The 17,855-nt window shown below is 67.1% G+C and carries 17 protein-coding genes; 1 reads left to right on the top strand and 16 read right to left on the bottom strand.

What is annotated here, in order from left to right:
• Positions 1–58: 58 nt before the first annotated feature.
• The 14 genes from ASD34_RS02935 to ASD34_RS03000 all read right to left on the bottom strand — a co-directional run bounded on the left by ASD34_RS02935 (position 59) and on the right by ASD34_RS03000 (position 14,487).
• Positions 59–805: an SDR family oxidoreductase gene (locus tag ASD34_RS02935; RefSeq protein WP_056572550.1), complete on the bottom strand. Its 747-nt coding sequence runs from the start codon at positions 803–805 to the stop codon at positions 59–61.
• Positions 802–1,785 carry a zinc-binding dehydrogenase gene (locus tag ASD34_RS02940; protein ID WP_082548474.1) on the bottom strand — a complete coding sequence of 328 codons (984 nt, stop codon included), beginning with the start codon at positions 1,783–1,785 and terminating at the stop codon, positions 802–804. The genes ASD34_RS02935 and ASD34_RS02940 overlap by 4 nt, the downstream gene beginning before the upstream one ends.
• 37 nt (positions 1,786–1,822) lie before the next feature.
• Positions 1,823–2,314 (bottom strand): lipocalin-like domain-containing protein, encoded by a 492-nt coding sequence (locus ASD34_RS02945; protein WP_056572554.1) that lies wholly within the window; start codon positions 2,312–2,314, stop codon positions 1,823–1,825.
• Positions 2,311–3,105, bottom strand: a complete 795-nt coding sequence (locus tag ASD34_RS02950) for a hydroxypyruvate isomerase family protein (protein WP_056572555.1) — start codon at positions 3,103–3,105, stop codon at positions 2,311–2,313. The genes ASD34_RS02945 and ASD34_RS02950 overlap by 4 nt, the downstream gene beginning before the upstream one ends.
• Positions 3,106–3,107: 2 nt before the next feature.
• Positions 3,108–4,115, bottom strand: coding sequence for a Bug family tripartite tricarboxylate transporter substrate binding protein (locus ASD34_RS02955; RefSeq protein WP_056572557.1), 1,008 nt, complete (start codon positions 4,113–4,115; stop codon positions 3,108–3,110).
• Between the two features lie 40 nt (positions 4,116–4,155).
• Positions 4,156–5,703, bottom strand: a complete 1,548-nt coding sequence (locus ASD34_RS02960; RefSeq protein ID WP_056572559.1) for an acetolactate synthase large subunit — start codon at positions 5,701–5,703, stop codon at positions 4,156–4,158.
• Positions 5,700–5,849 carry a hypothetical protein gene (locus ASD34_RS27385; protein ID WP_157609613.1) on the bottom strand — a complete coding sequence of 50 codons (150 nt, stop codon included), beginning with the start codon at positions 5,847–5,849 and terminating at the stop codon, positions 5,700–5,702. Before ASD34_RS27385 ends, ASD34_RS02960 begins: the two co-directional genes overlap by 4 nt.
• Before the next feature lie 175 nt (positions 5,850–6,024).
• Positions 6,025–7,011 (bottom strand): LysR family transcriptional regulator, encoded by a 987-nt coding sequence (locus ASD34_RS26940; protein WP_162248683.1) that lies wholly within the window; start codon positions 7,009–7,011, stop codon positions 6,025–6,027.
• 285 nt (positions 7,012–7,296) lie between these two features.
• Positions 7,297–8,271 (bottom strand): Bug family tripartite tricarboxylate transporter substrate binding protein, encoded by a 975-nt coding sequence (locus ASD34_RS02975; protein WP_056572566.1) that lies wholly within the window; start codon positions 8,269–8,271, stop codon positions 7,297–7,299.
• A gap of 20 nt (positions 8,272–8,291) precedes the next feature.
• Positions 8,292–9,101: a hydroxypyruvate isomerase family protein gene (locus ASD34_RS02980; protein ID WP_056572568.1), complete on the bottom strand. Its 810-nt coding sequence runs from the start codon at positions 9,099–9,101 to the stop codon at positions 8,292–8,294.
• Positions 9,102–9,227: 126 nt separating this feature from the next.
• The gene (locus ASD34_RS02985; protein WP_235509957.1) at positions 9,228–10,880 is read right to left on the bottom strand and encodes a carboxylesterase/lipase family protein; all 1,653 of its coding nucleotides are present in this window, start codon (positions 10,878–10,880) and stop codon (positions 9,228–9,230) included.
• A 92-nt stretch (positions 10,881–10,972) separates the two neighbouring features.
• Entirely contained in the window at positions 10,973–11,953 is a 981-nt protein-coding gene (locus ASD34_RS02990; protein WP_056572573.1) for a Bug family tripartite tricarboxylate transporter substrate binding protein, read from the bottom strand.
• A gap of 30 nt (positions 11,954–11,983) precedes the next feature.
• Positions 11,984–13,249, bottom strand: a complete 1,266-nt coding sequence (locus ASD34_RS02995; RefSeq protein WP_056572576.1) for a DUF1254 domain-containing protein — start codon at positions 13,247–13,249, stop codon at positions 11,984–11,986.
• Positions 13,250–13,269: 20 nt separating this feature from the next.
• Entirely contained in the window at positions 13,270–14,487 is a 1,218-nt protein-coding gene (locus ASD34_RS03000) for a CaiB/BaiF CoA transferase family protein (protein ID WP_056572578.1), read from the bottom strand.
• A gap of 91 nt (positions 14,488–14,578) precedes the next feature.
• On the opposite strand from ASD34_RS03000, the gene ASD34_RS03005 reads away from it, so the two are divergent.
• A complete protein-coding gene (locus ASD34_RS03005; protein ID WP_056572580.1) occupies positions 14,579–15,535 on the top strand; it encodes a LysR substrate-binding domain-containing protein in 957 nt (318 codons plus the stop codon).
• A 99-nt stretch (positions 15,536–15,634) separates the two neighbouring features.
• Here ASD34_RS03005 and ASD34_RS03010 read toward each other — a convergent pair whose 3' ends face one another.
• Both ASD34_RS03010 and hydA read right to left on the bottom strand, forming a co-directional pair.
• Entirely contained in the window at positions 15,635–16,321 is a 687-nt protein-coding gene (locus tag ASD34_RS03010) for a GntR family transcriptional regulator (RefSeq protein ID WP_056572582.1), read from the bottom strand.
• Positions 16,322–16,391: 70 nt separating this feature from the next.
• Positions 16,392–17,846, bottom strand: coding sequence for a dihydropyrimidinase (gene hydA / locus ASD34_RS03015; RefSeq protein WP_056572584.1), 1,455 nt, complete (start codon positions 17,844–17,846; stop codon positions 16,392–16,394).
• Positions 17,847–17,855: the final 9 nt, after the last annotated feature.

The following is a 17,855-nucleotide window of genomic DNA, read 5'->3' on the forward strand; positions in this document are numbered from 1 at the left end:
CAGCCTGGCTGGCATGGCCGCGGAGGCGCTCATGGCCGCGCTGGTTCGTTCCGGGCCGTCACGCGCCGAAGGCCCGGTTGTGCGTTGGGCTGATCAGGATCTCGTTGACACAGACCCGCGCCGGCATGCCGGCGACGAAGGCGACGGTCCGACCCAGGTCATCCTCCTGCAGCATGCGGGCGCGCTCCTGCGCGAGCACGGGCGCCGGCCGCTGGTCCAGGATCGGCGTGTCGGTTTCGCCGGGCATCAGCACGCAGCCGCGCAAGCCGTTGCGCCCCTCCTCCATGTTGAAGCTGTGCGTCAGGGCGACCACTGCATGCTTGGTTGCGTTGTACGCTGGCCCCACCAACGAAGAAGCATGCCGGCCTGCCCACGACGCGACATTGATGACGAGCCCGTCGCGCCGTGCCCGCATCGACGGCAGCACGGCGTGCATGCACTGGAATGTTCCCGTCAGGTTCACGTCCACGACCTGGCGCCAGGCGGCGACGCCGACCTCGGCCCAGGACCGCGCCGTGACGTTGATGCCGGCGCTGTTCACCAACACGTCGACGGGGCCGACGTCGCGCTCGACGGCCGCGATCGTGGCCGCGACGGCCTCGCTGTCCGTCACGTCCAGCACGAAGCTGTGCGCGGTGCCACCCTGCGCGGCGACCTGGCGAGCCACCGCCTGCAATGCGTCCGTCTGGCGGCCGGACAGGGCAACGACATGCCCCGTCCGCGCCAGGGCCAGCGCGGCTGCCCTACCGATCCCGGAGCCCGCGCCGGTGATCCAGGCGATCCGCTGGGTTTTTTCTTGTGTCATGGTTGCAGGATCACCTTGCCGAATTGCTGGCGCGACTTCATCCACGCATGGGCCTGGGCCACGTCTTCCAGCGCGAACACCTTGTCGATCGGCATGCGCAAGCGCCCGGCCTGCAGCAGAGGTGCCACGTCGGCGAGCATGCGCGAAATCAGCGCAGCCACATCGTCGACGGTGCGCGTGCGAAAGGTCACACCGACCAGCGACAGCCGCTTGAGCGAGAGCAGGTCGAGGTCGATCGGCCCGCCAGTGCCGCCCATGCGCCCCACGCTCACGATGCGTGCGCCAATTGCTGCGCTGGCCATGTTCTCGGCCAGCGCGGGAGCGCCCAGGTGGTCGATCACCACATCCACGCCATGCCCGTGCGTCGCCTCCCGGACGGCGGCCTCCAGCGCGGGGCCGCTGTGCGCAGCCAGTGTCACGCCCAGCGCGCGCAGGCGTTCCCATTTGTCCGTTGACATGCTGGTGCCGATCACCTGTTCGGCACCGAGCAGCCGGGCCAACTGCACCGCGGCGATGCCGACCACCGAACTCGCGGCCTGCACGAGAACGTGATCGCCGCGCGCCAGGCGCCCATTGGTGACAAGTGCGTCATGCGCCGTCATCAGCGCGGCCGGCCAGGCGGCAGCCTGCAATACATCCACGCCATCGGGCACACGCATGAGCAGGCGTTCGTCCACGCAAACCCGTTCCGCGTGCGCGCCGCTGCACATGGCCATCACCCTGTCGCCGCGGCGGAAACCCTGGACATCGGCACCGCAGCCGACGACCTCGCCGGCCATCTCGAGCCCGGCTACGCCGGTTGGCCCGCTGCCTGTCATGGCGCGGAAATGGCCGGTCTTCAAGGACAGGTCGGCCCGGTTCATGCCAGCGGCGAGCACCTTGACCAGTACCTCGCGCGGACCGGGCGCAACTTCTGCCACGTCGTGCACCTGAGGGTACGGCGCGCCGCTGTCGTCACGCGTGATGATCACGGCCCTCATGCGACGACCTCCGATGTCCCGGCTGCGAGACGTTTGCTCATGGTTGCACCTCGATCGGGAAAATGTCCGGCTCGCGCAGGAACTTCAACTCGTTGCAGGCCCGGCGGTCATTGATCGACAGCGGCGCGGACCGCAGCGTCAGCTGCCGCCGACCGTCGACCTCCTCGAACTGCCAGAACCGTTCCAGCGTGCGGCCTTCCCAATCCGGAAGGTGGCAGCCGATGACGCGATGCATCACCTTGCGCTGGACCGGATCAGTCTCGAAGCGGCAGAAATACGAAAAGTAGCCGTTGAACGCAGCAACGATCTCGTCGGCCGAGCCGATGCCCCGCTCCGCCACCGAGGAGCGCATCGCAGAAAACTTCGGTCGGCCGCGCTGCATCAGGGCGCCGGTCATGAAGCCGGCGTGGGTGTAGACGATCAGGCCTTCGGCATCGGCGCCCAGCGGAAACTCCACGCCGCCGTCGTCGTACAGGATGCGGAACGACAGCAGCCGCCAACTGCCGATCAGGGCTTGCACTTCGCTCATTGCACACGCTCCGGCAACAAACCCAGTGCGCGCGCCCAGGTCAACGAGTCGGTGGTATTCCGGCGCGGCGTGTACTCCAGCCCGACCCAGCCGTTCCATCCGCGCCGCTCCAGCCCTTCCAGGAAGGCGTGCAAGTCCAGCTCGCCCTCTCCCGGCTCGTGGCGCCCCGGCGCGTTGCCGATCTGCACGTGCCCGACGTGCGGCCAGGCGATGTCGAGATCCTCCGCCAGCGCGTTCCCCTCCATCGCCACGTGGTAGGTGTCAAAGCACAGCTTCAGGTTGCTGCGCGCCACGGATTCGATCAGGGCCACTGCGTCCCTGTTGGCATGGATCAGGTAGTCGGCGATGCGCGCCCTGCAGCAAGCCTCGATGAGGACCGTGAGCCCGTGCGCACCCGCCGCGTCGGCAGCCCAGCGCAGGTTCTCGCGCGCCATGGCGATGCAGTCGGCCCGCTTCGCATCGGCGGGCACGTTGCCCAGCGGCACGTGAATCAAGGGCCGGCCGCAGTCGACGGCATAGGCGACGGCGGCCTGGATCGTGGTCCGGAAGTCGTCCTCCCGACCGGGCAGGCCCGCCAGCCCGCGCTCACCCGCGTCCCAGTCGGTGGGCGAAAGAATTTGTACGAGGACCAGGCCCGACGCTTCGAGGCCGCCCCGGTAGTCGGGCGCCGCGACCGCGTACGGAAACGCTACTTCGACGCCGCGGAACCCGTCGGCCGCCGCAGCAGCGGCGCGCTCGGCCATGGGGAGTTCGGTGTACAGCCAGCGCAGGTTGGGATCGAGCTGAATCATGCTCAAGCCTCCTGCCGGATGCGGGCGACCTTGACCACTTCGGCCCAGCGCGCCCGATCGTCCGTCTGGTACGCGGCGAGCTCCTGCGGCGAGCTCGCCATTGGCCGCACGTGGATGGTGGCCAAGCGCTGCCGTACATCGGGGCGCTCCAGCGCCGCGCGCACGGCGGCGTTGAAGGTGGCGACCAGCGCCGGGTCCATCTTGCGCGGAGCATAGAGTGCTCCCCACGACACTGCGACAACAGCCGGATGACCCGCCTCGGCCGTGGACGGCACGTTCGACAGGAACGGCGACCGTTGTCGGCTGGCGACGACCAGTGGCCGCATCTTCCCGGCCTGGATGTGCGGCATGGACGCGGCCAGGGTGACGAAGGCGCACTGCAGTTCGCCGGTCATCAATGCCACATCCTGGTCCGTCGCGGTCTTGTAGGGGACGTGCAGCATGTCGACGCCGGCTGACATCTTGAAAAGCTCGCCTGCGAGATGGGTGATGCTGCCGACACCGAAGGAACCATAGGCCAGTTTTCCGGGGCGTGCCTTGCCATCCGCGACGAGATCGCCGACGGACAGCACCGACAGCGAGGGCGTGACCACCAGCGCGTTCTCGACCTCCGCCACCATCGAGATCGGCGCGAAGTCGGCCACCGGATCGAACGGCAGCGAGGTCCGAACGTTCGGCAGCACGGACTGGGTCGACGATGCGCCGAAGAACAGCGTCGATCCGTCGCCGGCCGCTCGCGCCGCGGCGGACGCGGCGATGGCGCCCGACGCGCCGGGGCGGTTGTCCATGATGATCGGCAGGCCGAGCTCCTCGGCCATGCCCGCCCCGAGCACACGCGCGATCACATCCGCCGATCCGCCGGGGCCGAACGGAAGAATCACGGTCACCTTGCGCACAGGCACCGCAACGCGGGCGTGTGCGATCGCCGCCGCCAGTCCAAGGCCGGCGGCAAGGACGGTCCGGCGTTTGAGCGGGCGCGGCCCGCGGCAGCTGATGTCGAGCATTTTCATGCGTGTCCTTCGTTTCAAGTTGCAGTTGCGATCGGCCAACTCACACCATGAGTTCGATCAGGAACGGACCGCGGCGGGTAAAGCTGGCGCGCATGAGGTCGGCACATTGCTCCAGCGTGGTGGCCCTGGCGGCCTCCACGCCCATGCCACTGGCCAGGCTGACCCAGTCCAGTGACGGATTGCCCAGGTCCAGCATGGACATGGCGGTCGCGCCCGGCGTGGCGCCGGCACCGACCTTGCGGTATTCGCCGATAAGGATGTTGTATTTGCCGTTGTTGATGATGATGGTCGTCACCGGAAGCTGCTCGCGGGCCTGGGTCCACAGCGACTGCACCGTGTACATGCCCGAGCCGTCGGCCTGCAGGCTGATCACGCGACGCTGCCTGCCCGCCGCCAGTGCGGCGCCCGTGGCCACGGGCATGCCGTCGCCGATGGCACCACCGGTGAGGTGCAGCCAGTCATGCGCGGGTGCGCTGTGGGTGAAGCGGTAGAAGTGGCGGCCGTAGGTGGCGCTTTCCTCGGAGACGATGGCATCCTCGGGCATCAGCGCGGCCAGCGTCTGCGCCAGGCCTTCGGGCGAAGGTGCGCCGCGTGCGGGTTCGGGCCGCTGTCCGGCATCGGGCATCTCGGCATCCGGCACGTCCAACGCCTGGGCAAGCGCTCGCAGGGCTTCCTGCGCATCCTGGTCCGGCCGCGACAGCACGTGGAACTGAGTGCCCGGCTCGTACTGCAGCGACGACACGCCGGGATACCCGAAGAAGGTGACTGGCGGGCGCGCGTTCACCAGCACGATCTGCCGGAAACGCCCGAGCGCCGCCAGCGCCTCGTCCCGTGCGTACGGCACCCGTTCGATCGGCAGACGGCCCCGCCCTCGCTCCAGGCGTGCGTTCACGAAATCGGCCATCAGCATGGCGCCCGTCGCCTTTGCGATGCGCCAGGCCAGACGCTGCGCTTCGCCCAGCACGGCTTCGCCGGCCAACAGCAGCAGCACGTCGTCTCGCCCGCGCAGCATGCGGGCCGCGCCTTCGACGGCCGAGGGGTCGATCGGCGGCGACGCGGGCGGCTCTTTCGGGGTGCCGACCTCACCGCCCTCGCCCCAGGACACGTCAGCGGGCAGGATCAGCGTGGCGATCTGACCGGCGAAGGCACGTGCGGCTGCGACCGCCTCGACGGCATCGCTGCCCAGTTCCGCCGCACGCGCGCTGGTGCGCACCCAGGCCGACACGGTCTGCGCCATGCCCGCCGTATCGGAAGTCAGCGGCGCGTCGAGGGGACGATGAAAGGTCGCCTGGTCGCCCACGATGTTGACGATGCCGCTGCGGGCCCGGCGCGCGTTGTGCAGGTTGGCCATGCCGTTGGCGAAACCCGGGCCGCAGTGCAACAGCGTGCAGGCCGGCTTGCGCGCGATGCGGAAATAGCCGTCGGCCATGCCCGTCACGACGTTCTCTTGCAGGCCGAGCACACATTGCATGCCGGGCACGGTGTCCAACGCCGCGACGAAATGCATCTCGCTCGTTCCCGGGTTGGCAAAGCAGGTGTCGACACCCGAGGCCAACAGCGTTTTCACCAGGCTCGTCGCACCGTTCATCGTGCGTGCTCCGTGTTCATTCCGCATGAATTCCTGCGCTGCGCGATGCGAGTCCATCGTGCGGTCTCGGCCCGTGCGAAGCCGGTGAACTGCGCGGGCGACAGCGAGGCGACGAGGTGGTCCGTCGCAGGTGTGGTATCGAACATGGTTTGTCTCCTGCGGCCCATTAGAAGAGGCTGACGCAGGTCGCGTCCAATACTGTTGCGCGCCAGATCAATAAGAGAATTCGATCGATGGATGCCGCCGCGGGCGCGTCTTTCCACTGCGCACGGGCGCTGTGGAACTCGCACGGGGGCGTGCGACTTGCCGGCCGCCGCGAGGTCAGGAGGAGGACCGGTCCGAAGCCGAAGGTGCGCGATCCCAAGCAGGCTGCGAGGGCGTGCCGGGGCCTGTCGTCGCATCGTCCACGTGCTGCGAGACGAACCGTTGTGCGACATCGACCAGCACGGCCAGTGCCGTGCTGAGATTGCTCGCCGACCACACCAGCGCCAACCCTGCGCGCGGCTCCGGTGCCGCAAACCGGCGGATGGCGACGCCCTGTACCTGGATTGCCTTTGCCCGCGACTCGGTGAGGATCGTGAGGCCGGTTCCCGCTGCCACTGCGCGCAGCATGTGCTCCTCGTCAGGTTCGTGAAGCACGATCCGCGGAGAGCGGTCGCCCCAGATCTGTCCGAACATCAAGCGATAAAAACCCGGAGCCCGCTGCGCAGATCCCGTCACGATCGGCTCGTCGACGAGATCGGCGGCATGGATGCGTTGGCGCCGCGTGAGGCGATGGCTTCGCGGCAGCGCAACGACGAGTGCCTCGCTGCCGATCGGCAGCACCTGCAATTGACCAACGGCCGGGTCGGCCATTTCCAGCGGTGAGCGCACAAAGGCCGCGTCGAGCTTGCCGTCGAGCAGATCCTCGATGCTCTTGGCCGTGTACTGGGAGTTGATCTGCAATTGCAGCGCAGGCGCCTCGTTGCGCAGCATCTCCACGATCGCGCTCGAGGCACCACCTGCCGCCGATCGGGCGAAGTTCAACCGCAGGGTGCCCTCGTGCCCCAGCACGAAAGCATGCATGCGGTGGTGGACTTGATCCGCCAGTTCAAGCAAGCGCTGCGCTTCGGCGAACAGTACCGCGCCCGCCTCGGTGAGTTCGACCCGGCGGCTCGACCGTGTCAGCAGCTCGACATTGAACTCAGCCTCGAGCGCTTGAACGTTCTGCGTGAGCGCGGGTTGGGCGATATGCAGGCGCTGCGCGGCGCGCCCGAAGTGCAGTTCCTCTGCCACCACGACGAAATAGCGAAGGCGGCGTAGGTTCATGAGGATGAAAATTTGCTCGTCAACAGTCCTCGCCGACTTTAAGCCGGTTGATTGCCTTGAGCCATCCCGGGATTGCGAGCAGGCTGCGCCCCTCGACTCCCACAGCGATCGGATCCAGAGAATGGGAGGGCGCCGGGTGAACCGTTGCTGTCGCGGGCAAGGACGATGCCTGTGTGTCCGGCGCCGGTGTCCGGCGTTTCGCCGTGCCATCCTGAGGCCGGTAGCGCAGATGCGCGGAGAGTTCAGTCCAGGGCCATCGCAAGTTGGCGCCCGGCCGAAGCAAGCTCAGCCTTCCAGTTTGATGCCGGCGGTCTGGACCACACGACGCCAGCGCGCATGGTCTCGCTTCTGGTAGTCGGCCAGTTCTTCCGGTGTGCTTCGCAGCGCGCGCGTGACGATCGCGTTGAAACGCTCCTTCAACTCGGGTCGCTTCAGCGAGACCTGGGCTGCCGCATTCAGCCGCGCTACGTCTGTATGTTCCATTTTCGACGGCCCGTACAGGGCCGCCCAAGACACCGCGATGATGCTCGGAAATCCGGCTTCGGACGTGGTCGGCAGCGCCGGCAGGAACGGCGAGCGCTGCGCGCTGGCCAGCGCGAGGGCATGCATGCGGCCAGCCCGTATGTGCGGGATGGCCGTGGCCAGCGTGGCAAAGGCAAACTGGAGCTGCCCGCTCAACAGGGCCAGATCCACTTCGGAGTTCGACTTGTAGGGCACGTGGATCGCGTCCACGCCAGCGGTAATCTTGAACAGCTCACCAGCCAGGTGTGTGATGCCGCCCGCGCCCGAGGAACCGAAAGCCAGCTGCCCGGGCCGCGCCTTGCAGTAGGCCACCAGCTCGGACATGTTGTTGACGGGCAGCTTCGGGCTGACGACCAGCGCGTTCTCCACCTCGGCGATCATCGAGATCGGGGTGAAGTCGACCACTGCGTCGTAGGGAAGTTTGGGCGACACCGCCGGCAGAACCGCATGCGTGCTGGATCCGCCCAGGAGGAGCGTGCGGCCATCGGGTGCGGCACGCGCGGCCGCTGCCGCGCCGATCGTTCCCGATGCGCCGGTACGGTTGTCCACAATCATCGGCACGCCGAGGGCACGGCTCATGCCCTCCGCAACGGAACGCCCGATGGTGTCGAGCGAGCCCCCGGCGCTGTAGGGCACGATCAACCTGATGAGGCCGTCCCCGCCGGTGACCTGGCCGCGCGCGCCGGCGGCCCACGCCAGGCCCAGGGACAGCAGAGAGCGGCGATGTAGCCAAGTCACGGTTGTGTCTCCTGTTACCGTCAAGAAATGGCACGGATGCCATAGCGAACTGCCCAACCCAGGCTCGCTTGCGAGCTGCCCGCAGGTCGATACTCGCAACTGAATGCACCACGATAACCGAGGCGTTGCGCTTCGGCGATGGTGGCGTGTGCGTCATGGTCCGAGTCGTCGGGCCCCAGGCGATCTGGCGCAAAAGCGATCTGCACGTACCACAGCAGCGGCATCGCGCGACGCAGTTCGGCATGCACTTGCGCCATGTCGTGACCGTGCTCCCACTGCACGTGGTGAAAATCCAGCACGACGCCAAGATTGGCCGCACCGATGCGCCCGGCCAGATCGATCACCTGGCTTGCGGTGTTGATCGGGTACCTCGGGAAGTCACGTCGACACACCGGTTCCAGCACGAGGCGCAGGCCGTGCTCGGAGGCCTGCATGCAGGCCCAACGCAAATTGTCGAGCAGCACATGCTCGCATTCGGCCGGGTCGACGCCCTCGGGCACGTTGCCGGCGGGCGGATGAATCAGCGGGTGCCCGAGTCCCGATGCGTACCGGATAGCCTCGTGCATACCGGCTCGAAATTCCTCCTGCCGTCCGGGCACCGCGGCCAAGCCACGATCGCCGGCGCCCCAATCACCCGGTGCGGCCAGCAGGTAGAGGAAACGAAGGTCATGGCGAAGCAGCGATGCACGCAGTTCTTCCAACGGCAGTTCGTAGGGCAGGCTCAGGTCTACTGCCCGGAAGCCGCAGGCTGCCGCCGCGCCGAAGCGTTCGGCCAGCGGCCATTCGGTGAACAACCATCTCAGGCTGGCGGCAATCAGCGGTGTTTCCATGGTGCCGCATTGGAATCCGTGGGCTCCGAAGCGTCCAATACTGTAATTCTGCAGATCGATAAGATTTTCTGAATGATGAACCTGCGCCGCTTGATTGCACTTGGGTCGTGCAGCTCCAGACATTCCTCATTGGGTGCCGAGATGCACAGCAGCGGCATCTGCATCGAACCGAAGCCTGCTCGGCCAGGCTTTCCACCTCATTCCGATGGCTGCGTGATTCGGATCGCCGCTGCGGACAAAGGCGCCCACCGTGCCTTGCATCGCACGGGAAAGAGCCAGCCGGCCGCGCTCATTTGCACGCGTGAATGAAATCCTCGCGTACAGGGAGGGACCGAAGTTTCCGAACACGAACGGCAAGTCGAACGTGTGTGCCGCGCCAAAGATCTTGTCGAACGGTGGCGGCAGTTCGTCCCACTCGAATTCATACGCCCAAACCGTTGCTTGCTGCGTTCGCAACGCATTCAGCACATCGTCTCGAATGGCGGTGAACCAGATTCGATCCAATTCGGCAGCACGCGCGTCGAAACCGACGGTCGGTGCCGTGGCAGGCAGGTACGCGGGGGGTACCCATTGTTCGATGGTGGTTTGCGGTGCGGCTTCCGGGTCATAGCGCGACGTGAGTGCGAAGACCGCGGCATCGTCGAGAAGGCGGCCGCTTGTTCCGCCGAGATCGGGCCGCATCGCAAACAGTTGGGGGAAAAGCTTCGTTTCATCGCGGGTGTGCCCCGCAAGGACCGGCACGTGAACGTAGTGCCCTGCGCGAATGGCGGCGATCGGATCCTGCGCGACGACCCAGCCGTCTGGAATCGGATTGGAAGCGGCCATGCCGCGCTGGGCAAGGCGGGTGCGAACCACGTCCAGGATCGAATCGACCGAACTCGCGCGCAGCCAGTGCGCCACCGTCGCACGACCCGTCTTCAGAATCAGTCGCCGTGCGCCAGCTTCGTCGGATGCACGGCCCTGTGTCACGAGCAACTCGTGAAGCAGCGCCCCTCCACGCGTCGCCCACAGCGCCGCGGGCAGCACGCCGGGAATAGCCCCCTTTGGCAAGGACGCCGCGGTCGAGATGCCGCCGCTGAGCGCGACGACCCGGTGGAACAGGGGTTTGTCGCGCGCCAGCACCATGGGCGATGTCAACAAGGCGTAGACGTTCACGGCACCGGCCGACTGCCCCATCAATGTCACGCGTTCGGGATCGCCCCCGAATCCCGCGATGTTTGCGGTCACGAATTCCAGCGCCTTGACGATATCGAGCAGAGCGAAGTTGCCCGAATCTTCGTCGCGTTGACCGGTCTTCAACTCGGCCAGGTTCAGGAAGCCGAAGACGCCCAGTCGGTAGTTGACCGAGACCACGACGGCATCCTCGTTGCGCGCGAGCGCCGCGCCGTCGTAGACGGGGTCCGCGGTATAGCCGGTGATGTTGCTGCCGCCGTGCACGAAGACGATCACGGGCCTTGGCTTGATGGCCGGCGAGGCCGGTGTCCAGATATTGAGATACAGACAGTCTTCCGACCCCACGGTCTTGCCGAGCGCAGTGCCGACGGTGTCGTCGTAGCGGTTGTGCAGGCCCGGGCCGTAGAGCCGCCCCGTCTGGACGCAGGCCGGGCCGAACGCGGTGGCAGCCCGCGCGGTGGTCCATCGGTCGGGATCGCGTGGCGCGCGCCAGCGCAGTTCCTCGACGGGCGCTTTCGCGTACGGAACGCCCTTCCAGCTCCAGGTTCCCGAGGCAATCGCATCGTCACTGCCGATCACGGGTCCCGATGTGGTGTTGCGCTGCATGGCGGGTCCAGGTGCGGCAACCATCGCGCACCCGGCGGTCACCATCATGAGAAGCGCCAGCCCCGCACGTGCGACCCAGCACTGCTTTGTGTTCATGATTCGGCCGTGATGTTGGCAGACTTGATGATCTGCGCCCACTTGCGCGTTTCACTCGCGATGAACGCACTGAACTCGGCGCTGGTGCTCCCGCGCAACTGCAGTCCGGCAGCCTCGGCTTTGCGACGGACCTCCGCGTCGGTCACTGCGGCATTGATCTGCGCATTGAGTTGCGCGACGATGTTGGCAGGCGTTCCCGCCGGCGCGAGCACGCCGTACCAGCCATAGCCGACAACGGACGGCAAGCCCTGCTCGCGCATGGTCGGTGCATCCGGGTAGAGCGGTGTGCGCTCTTCCGTGGCAACGCCCAGCACCCGCAGCTTGCCGGCCTGGATGTGGGGGACCGCGGTCGAGATGGCCGTCAAGGTCGCGTCGATGCGCCCGGCAAGCAGCTCGGCGTAGGCCGGCGCATCGCCGCGGTATTGCACCACGATGCCTTTCGCGCCGGAGGCACGCAACAGGAGTTCGGCGGTCAGGTGGGGCGCGGATCCTGCCCCCGGCGAGCCGAAGGTCGCGCCCTTCGGGTCGGCCTTCGCGTGCTTGATGAATTCCGCGAGCGTCTTGTACGGCGCGTCGGCGTTGACCACCAGGAACAAGGGTGCAATGGCCGTGCTGGCGATCGAGACAAAGCTCTTGTGCACGTCGTACGGCAAGCCCTTGTACAGCGCCTCGCCGATGGCAATGGGTGCCGCTGCATGGAGCAATGTGTAGCCGTCTGCCGGGGCCTTCGCCACGAAGTCGTTGGCAATGCGGGTCCCCGCCCCGGCCTTGTTCTCGATCACGACGCTCTGGCCGAGCCGTCGCCCGAGGAAGTCGCCCAGCACGCGCGAGAGGATGTCGTTCGATCCACCTGCACCGTAGGGAGAGACCATGCGGATCGGTCGCGCCGGCCATGCCTGTGCATGGCTCGACGCACTCCAGGGCAATGCCAGGCCAGCGGCGGCGGCAAGAAGATGTCGGCGGTTCATTGTGGTCATGCGTGCTTGTCTCCGTTGATTTTGTGGATGTCAGATCGGCTGGATCGGCGGGTAGTCGAATCGCAGTTCCAGATGGTCGGCATGCGGTTGATAAAGCCGCAGCACGACGTAGAACAACTCGCCCTTCGGCGCCGGAAGCCAGTTCACACCCGGCCCCGGGTTCTCGGCCTGCAGCCGCAGGGCCAGGCTGCCATCGGTGTCGTGGCGCAAGCCCGGCGTGCGGTCACCGATCGAGTACCGGTCGATGGGGTTGGCCACGAAAAGACAATCGCTGCGGCGATACATCGTGAGCGACCAGAAAGCCCCCACCTTCAGCCCCTTGCCCGGCGCAAACCGAAGCTCGTAGCGCTGCGAACCGTCGAGCGGCGCGCCGCCCGCGTCCACCTCGGCGGTCGGGTACATCGCCTCCTCGACGCCCAGCGCGCCGATGAAGTTGCGGGCGATGCGGGCGCGCGTCAGGTAATCATTGCCCCAGTGAGTCTTCACCATGACCGGGATCGCCCAGCCACCGCCCAGATCGTGCGGCTGATTGGTGGTGCGCAGCCGTTCGTAGACGGCCGGCAGCGACGCCTCCAGCGCTGCCGCGGCAGCGGGCCACGCCTGGCACTCTCCCGCTATGGGAGGGTTGCGCCGCAGCGCAGCGCTCACGATGGTGCGGTACAGATCCGCAGGCGGGACGCCCGCATCGCGCCCATCCATCCAAGTGTCCACCCGCATCGCCGCGTCGTTGCCATCCAGGCGAACCAGCCGCATCCGGCCTTGCGTTTCCCGCACGCGCGCAGCGTCCTCGCCGTCGTCCTCCACGAGATGACGGCCGATCAGCCACACATCATCTCCGGGCGCGGCAATCGTCTGCGTGATGTCCGAAGGGGCGACGCCGCGCCATGCCGGGCCATGCACCAGCGTGCGCTGGGGTCTGTTGCCTGTCGTGCGGCGCCCGACGTAGGCAAACGGATTCGTCCACGCGTCCAGCAGACCAAGGGTCCAGTAGCGCTCGCGCATCTCGGGCGTTTCGATGATGACCGGTCCTTCGGAAAGGTCCAGCCAGGCGTTGCTGTAGACCGTGTCGTTGTTCGGGCTGACGACCTCCGTGTCCTGCGGGCCGAGCCGACGGTGCGTGTGGGTGAACTGGTTGACCCACCGCGTGGTGGAGGCCGGATCCGGCGCAGCAAAACCGAGCACGGGATGGCGACGTGCGGTGGTCGCCGCGCGCATGCGCATCATCTCGAACATTGGCAGCGTCTGGATGACCAGGTTCTCGCAGTCGTGCGCGATGGAATCAATCGCCGAGTTCATGGATCTTTTCTGTTCCTGCGTCATGCCACTGCACCGGTGCGGCGAAGGTCGTCGATTTCGCTTGCCGCGAGCCCGAGCCCGGCCAGGAGGCGATCGGTGTCGGCCCCGCACGCAGGCGCGGCTGTCGGCGTGGCGCGTGGGGCGTCGCCCAGCCGATAGGGCAATGCCAGCGACGGGTAGCGCTGGCCGTCCGCGCCCCGTGCATCGACCAGTATCCCGCTCGCCTGGACGTCCGCGCTTTGCAGCACCTGCTGGTAGCTGCGCACAAAGCCGACCACGATCTGGTTTCGGCTGAGCAGCGCCACGCACTCTTCACTGGTGAAGGACGAGAGGCATTCACGCAACACGGCGCGCAACTCACCGCGGTGCTGCACCCGCCGTGCGTTGGTGCAAAAGCGCGGGTCCGTCGCAAGCGACTCGCGACCCATCACACGACAGAATCGCGCCCAATGCTCGTCCGCATAGGCCGACAGCACGATGTGCCCATCACGCGTGGGCACCACCTCGGCGGCAGGCGCGTTGTTGGGCTGACCATCGCCGATGCGCGTCGGCTCTGGGGCGCCTCCCAGGTAGTCGCACCAGGTCGTGGCCTGCAAATGCATGGCCACCTCGAGCAGCGACGTGCGCAGCGTCTCGCCGACACCCGTCTGTGCGCGTCCGTAGAGCGCAGCGAGCACCGCCTGGGCGCCGAGGTGCGCCGCGGCCGCGTCGATGATCGGCACGCCCACCTTCTGCGGAAGGCGGTCTGGTTCGCCCGTGACTGACATCAGGCCGCTTTCGGCCTGCGCCGCGATGTCGTAGCCAGGACGTGCGCTTGAAGGCCCCAGGTCCCCGAAGCCCGAGATCGACAGGTAGATGACCTTGGGGAAGCGCTCGCGCACCGCCGACGGCCCCAGCCCCAGCGCCTCCACGGCACCAGGGCGCAGGTTCTGGATCACGACGTCACTGTTCGCGATCAGTCGCCACGCGATCTCCCGGCCCGCGTCGCTCTTGAGGTTGAGCGCAATGGATTGCTTGCCGCGGCTGTAGGCGCGGATCATCGACTCGCCGTAGCGGCCGATATGCCGGGCCTGGTCGCCTGCCAGCGGTTCGATCTTGATCACCTGCGCGCCAAGCTCGGCCAAGACCATGGCCGCGCCCGGCCCTGCGATGTACTGCCCCAGGTCGATCACGCGCACGTTCTTCAGCGGGGCGGCGGGGCCGGCCTGGCCGGTTGTCTTTGTGGATTCGGAGTTCATTGAAGGGCGACGTTATCGCCTTCCCCGATTCTTGAAAATTCGATAATCGTGAGGGAGTGATCACGATTAGCTATATTCCATGGAAGCAGAAATGGACCCCAGAACCGACCGCCTCGTCCGCACGCTGCGCCTGAGGCACCTCGAGCTGCTTGTGGTGCTGTCCGAGACGCCCACGATGCGCGGCGCTGCGACGCGCTTGCACCTGAGCCAGCCTGCCATCAGCAAGATGCTCGGAGAACTCGAGCACTGTTTCGGGGCCCGCCTGTTCGAACGCAGCCACCTGGGCATCCATGCGAATGCGCTGGGCTCGAGCGCCGCGTTTCGCGCACGGGCGGTGCTGCATGAACTGGCGCGCGCCACCGCGGATGTCGATGCGATGCAAGGCGGCGTGACGGCCGTGCTGCGGGTGGGTGCGCCGTCTGTCACCGCCGCCGTTCCCGCGGCCATCGTCAAGCTGCGGGAGCGGCTGCCGGGCGCCGCCGTGCAGCTGCGAGAGGGCCGCGTGCACGAGCTCATTCATCGCCTGCTCGAGGGGGAACTCGACTGCGTCTTCGGCGCCATCACGCCCGAGTTGATCGCGAGCGACATGATTCCGTTGCTCGAACCGGTCGTGCTGCTGAAGGATGAGCTCTGCGTGCTCGCCGCCACCTCGAACCGGAGCCTCGCCGGACGCAGGCTACAGTGGGCCGACCTGCGCGCCGCCCAGTGGGTGCTGCCGCCCAAGGAAACGCTGGTCCGGCAGGCGTTCATGACCGTCTTCCTCAACAGCGGCGTGACACCGCCCGTGCCGGTCATCGAGGCCATGTCCTCGGTCACGATCGGCACCGTGCTTCGCAAGGACCCCTCGCTGCTGTGTGCGGTACGGCTGGAGCACGCCGTGGACGAAGTCGCCAGGGGCGGCGTGCAAAGACTGAAGATCGGGCCGCAGGTCGTCCTGCCGTCGTTCGGCCTGTTCTTTCGACGAGACGGCATGGCAAGGCCCGCGATCCTCACAGAGTTCGCAGATGCCATACGGACCGTCAGCAGAACCATCACTCCGAAGCGATGAGCAGCCCGGAAATCATTGCCTGCGTCCCTGGGTGACCGGCCAGCCTGATCTCACGGCCGGCGCGTCGCAGCTTCATGCGTGCGCCACCTGCGGCACCCGTCAGTCGACGATCGCGCGTTTGACGTCTTCCTGAAGGCTGCGCAGGTGGGCACACATCGCATCGCGGGCCAGCACGGGGTCGCGTGCACGCAGCGCACGAATGATCTCGCCGTGCTCATCGTGGTTCTCGCGCTGGCGATGCAGCGGGCTGTGCAGGCGGAACAGGCGCGCATTCACACGCAGCTCCTCGACCAGCCGCGGCAGCACGACGTTGCCGCTGGCCGTTGAAATGATCAGGTGGAACCGGTCGTCGAAATGCCAGTGCTCGGTCTCGTCGTGCTCGCCGGCATCGAAGGACTTCAGGTCGGCCTCCAGGTCATCGATCTGCGCGTCGCTGATCTTGTCGACGGCCAGCACGATGGCTTCGCCTTCGATGATCTCGCGCGCGCGCATGCAGTCGAAGTACTCCTTGGTGCCCAGCGCGCGCACCGCATAGGAGCGCGCATCGCGGCGCACCAGCAGCCCTTCGCCCGCGAGCCGAACGAGCGCCTCGCGCATCGGCGTGCGCGAGATGCGCAGCTCCTCCGCCAGCCGGCCTTCCTGCAAGGGGCTGCCCGCCGAGATCTTGCGATCCAGGATCAGGGTGCGCAGGCTCGCGTAGGCCTGCTCGGCCAGGCTGGCGGAGCGCACCTCGAGCGGTGCGATGGTGATGGTGGCGGGTTGGGCCGGGCTGGGAAGACTTGGCATGCGACGAAAAAGGGGTTCCACAGACGTTGGCGAAAAGCTTAGCAGGCGGGCCGCTGTGGGCTGGATGGTCTCACAGCCACTTGTCCAGCGGACTGCCGGCGTTGGGCGTGCGCGGGCGCAGGCACGGCTGGAACTGCCCCGAGCCCGGCTCGGCAGAAAAGACCCCGTCGCGCCACACCACCCGTCCGCGCGAGACCGTGATCCCCGGCCAGGCGCGCAGGCGCATGCCTTCGTAGGGCGTGTAGTCGGCCGCGTGATGCAGCATGTCGTTCGCGATGACCTTCTCCTGCCCTGGCTCGAACACATCCCAGACAACGAAGTCGGCGTCGCCGCCCACGGCAATGGTCCCCTTCTTCGGATACAGCCCGTACATGCGCGCCGGGTTGGTCGCCGTCAGTTCCACGAAGCGGTGCACGTCGATGCGCCCGGCCAGCACGCCTTCGCTCATCAGCAGCGGCATGCGCGTCTCGACACCGGGAATGCCGTTCGGAATGCGGTCGAAGGAGGCGTCGTCGCCGGCCACGCGCTTGCCGTCGGGTCCATGGATGTTGAATGGCGCATGGTCCGAGGAGAAGACCGTGAACAGGCCACTGGCCAGGGCGTTCCAGATGAACTGCTGGTTGGCCTTGTCGCGCGGCGGCGGGCTGCAGATGCAGCGCGCACCGTGCATCGGGTCGTCGGGGTCGATGCCCAGGTCTTCCGCACTGAGGAACAGGTACTGCGGGCATGTCTCGGCAAAGATCGGCAGCCCGCGCCCGCGCGCCCAATGGATCTGCTCGACCGCCTCGCGGCCCGACACGTGCACAATGAGGATCGGCGTGTCGATGAGTTCGGCCAGCGCGATCGCGCGGTGCGTGGCTTCACGCTCCACGGCCATCGGACGCGAGCTGCCGTGGTAGCGCGGTGCCGTGAGGCCCGCGTCCAGCAGCTGTTCGGTGAGCCAGGCGATGCAGTCGCTGTTCTCGGCATGGATCATCGTCATCGCGCCCTGGCGGCGCGCCACCGCGAGCACCTCGATGATCTGGCGGTCGTCCAGCTTCAGGTCCTCGTAGGTCATGTAGATCTTGAACGAGGTGTAGCCCTTCTCGATCAGCGCCGGCAGCTCGCGCTGCGTCACATCCTTGGTGGCATCGGCCACGATCAGGTGGAAGGCGTAGTCGATCACCGCCTTGCCGTCGGCGCGGCGGTGGTAGTCGTCGACGGCGTCCTGGATGCTGCCGCCCTTTTGCTGCGCCGCGAACGGAAGCACGGTGGTCGTGCCGCCGCAGGCGGCCGAGCGCGTTCCCGTGAAGAAGTCGTCCGAGAAGCGCGAGCCGTCGCTGGTGGGCTGGTCGAAATGGCAATGGCCGTCCACGCCACCAGGCGTGACGAGGCGGCCGGCGGCATCGATCTCGCGGGCGGCGCTGCCGTCCAGCTGCTGCGCGATTGCGCTGATGCGCCCGTCGCGAACGCCGATGTCGGCCACATAGCGATCGCCCACGGTGGCGATGTCGGCATTGCGAAGGATCAGGTCGTAGTGCTGCATGGCGGGCTT

This window comes from Variovorax sp. Root473 (genome assembly GCF_001426505.1).
Lineage (GTDB): Bacteria > Pseudomonadota > Gammaproteobacteria > Burkholderiales > Burkholderiaceae_C > Variovorax.

Excerpts from the sequence above, each read along its gene's own strand:
- ASD34_RS02935 (WP_056572550.1), bottom strand. The coding sequence starts at position 805 with ATGACACAAGAAAAAACCCAGCGGATCGCCTGGATCACCGGCGCGGGC.
- hydA (WP_056572584.1), bottom strand. The coding sequence starts at position 17,846 with ATGCAGCACTACGACCTGATCCTTCGCAATGCCGACATCGCCACCGTG.
- ASD34_RS02940 (WP_082548474.1), bottom strand. The coding sequence starts at position 1,785 with ATGAGGGCCGTGATCATCACGCGTGACGACAGCGGCGCGCCGTACCCT.
- ASD34_RS02955 (WP_056572557.1), bottom strand. The coding sequence starts at position 4,115 with ATGAAAATGCTCGACATCAGCTGCCGCGGGCCGCGCCCGCTCAAACGC.
- ASD34_RS02990 (WP_056572573.1), bottom strand. The coding sequence starts at position 11,953 with ATGACCACAATGAACCGCCGACATCTTCTTGCCGCCGCCGCTGGCCTG.
- ASD34_RS03000 (WP_056572578.1), bottom strand. The coding sequence starts at position 14,487 with ATGAACTCCGAATCCACAAAGACAACCGGCCAGGCCGGCCCCGCCGCC.
- ASD34_RS02980 (WP_056572568.1), bottom strand. The coding sequence starts at position 9,101 with ATGGAAACACCGCTGATTGCCGCCAGCCTGAGATGGTTGTTCACCGAA.
- ASD34_RS03005 (WP_056572580.1), top strand. The coding sequence starts at position 14,579 with ATGGACCCCAGAACCGACCGCCTCGTCCGCACGCTGCGCCTGAGGCAC.
- ASD34_RS27385 (WP_157609613.1), bottom strand. The coding sequence starts at position 5,849 with ATGTTCGATACCACACCTGCGACGGACCACCTCGTCGCCTCGCTGTCG.
- ASD34_RS26940 (WP_162248683.1), bottom strand. The coding sequence starts at position 7,011 with ATGAACCTACGCCGCCTTCGCTATTTCGTCGTGGTGGCAGAGGAACTG.
- ASD34_RS02960 (WP_056572559.1), bottom strand. The coding sequence starts at position 5,703 with ATGAACGGTGCGACGAGCCTGGTGAAAACGCTGTTGGCCTCGGGTGTC.
- ASD34_RS02945 (WP_056572554.1), bottom strand. The coding sequence starts at position 2,314 with ATGAGCGAAGTGCAAGCCCTGATCGGCAGTTGGCGGCTGCTGTCGTTC.
- ASD34_RS02985 (WP_235509957.1), bottom strand. The coding sequence starts at position 10,880 with ATGCAGCGCAACACCACATCGGGACCCGTGATCGGCAGTGACGATGCG.
- ASD34_RS03010 (WP_056572582.1), bottom strand. The coding sequence starts at position 16,321 with ATGCCAAGTCTTCCCAGCCCGGCCCAACCCGCCACCATCACCATCGCA.
- ASD34_RS02950 (WP_056572555.1), bottom strand. The coding sequence starts at position 3,105 with ATGATTCAGCTCGATCCCAACCTGCGCTGGCTGTACACCGAACTCCCC.
- ASD34_RS02995 (WP_056572576.1), bottom strand. The coding sequence starts at position 13,249 with ATGAACTCGGCGATTGATTCCATCGCGCACGACTGCGAGAACCTGGTC.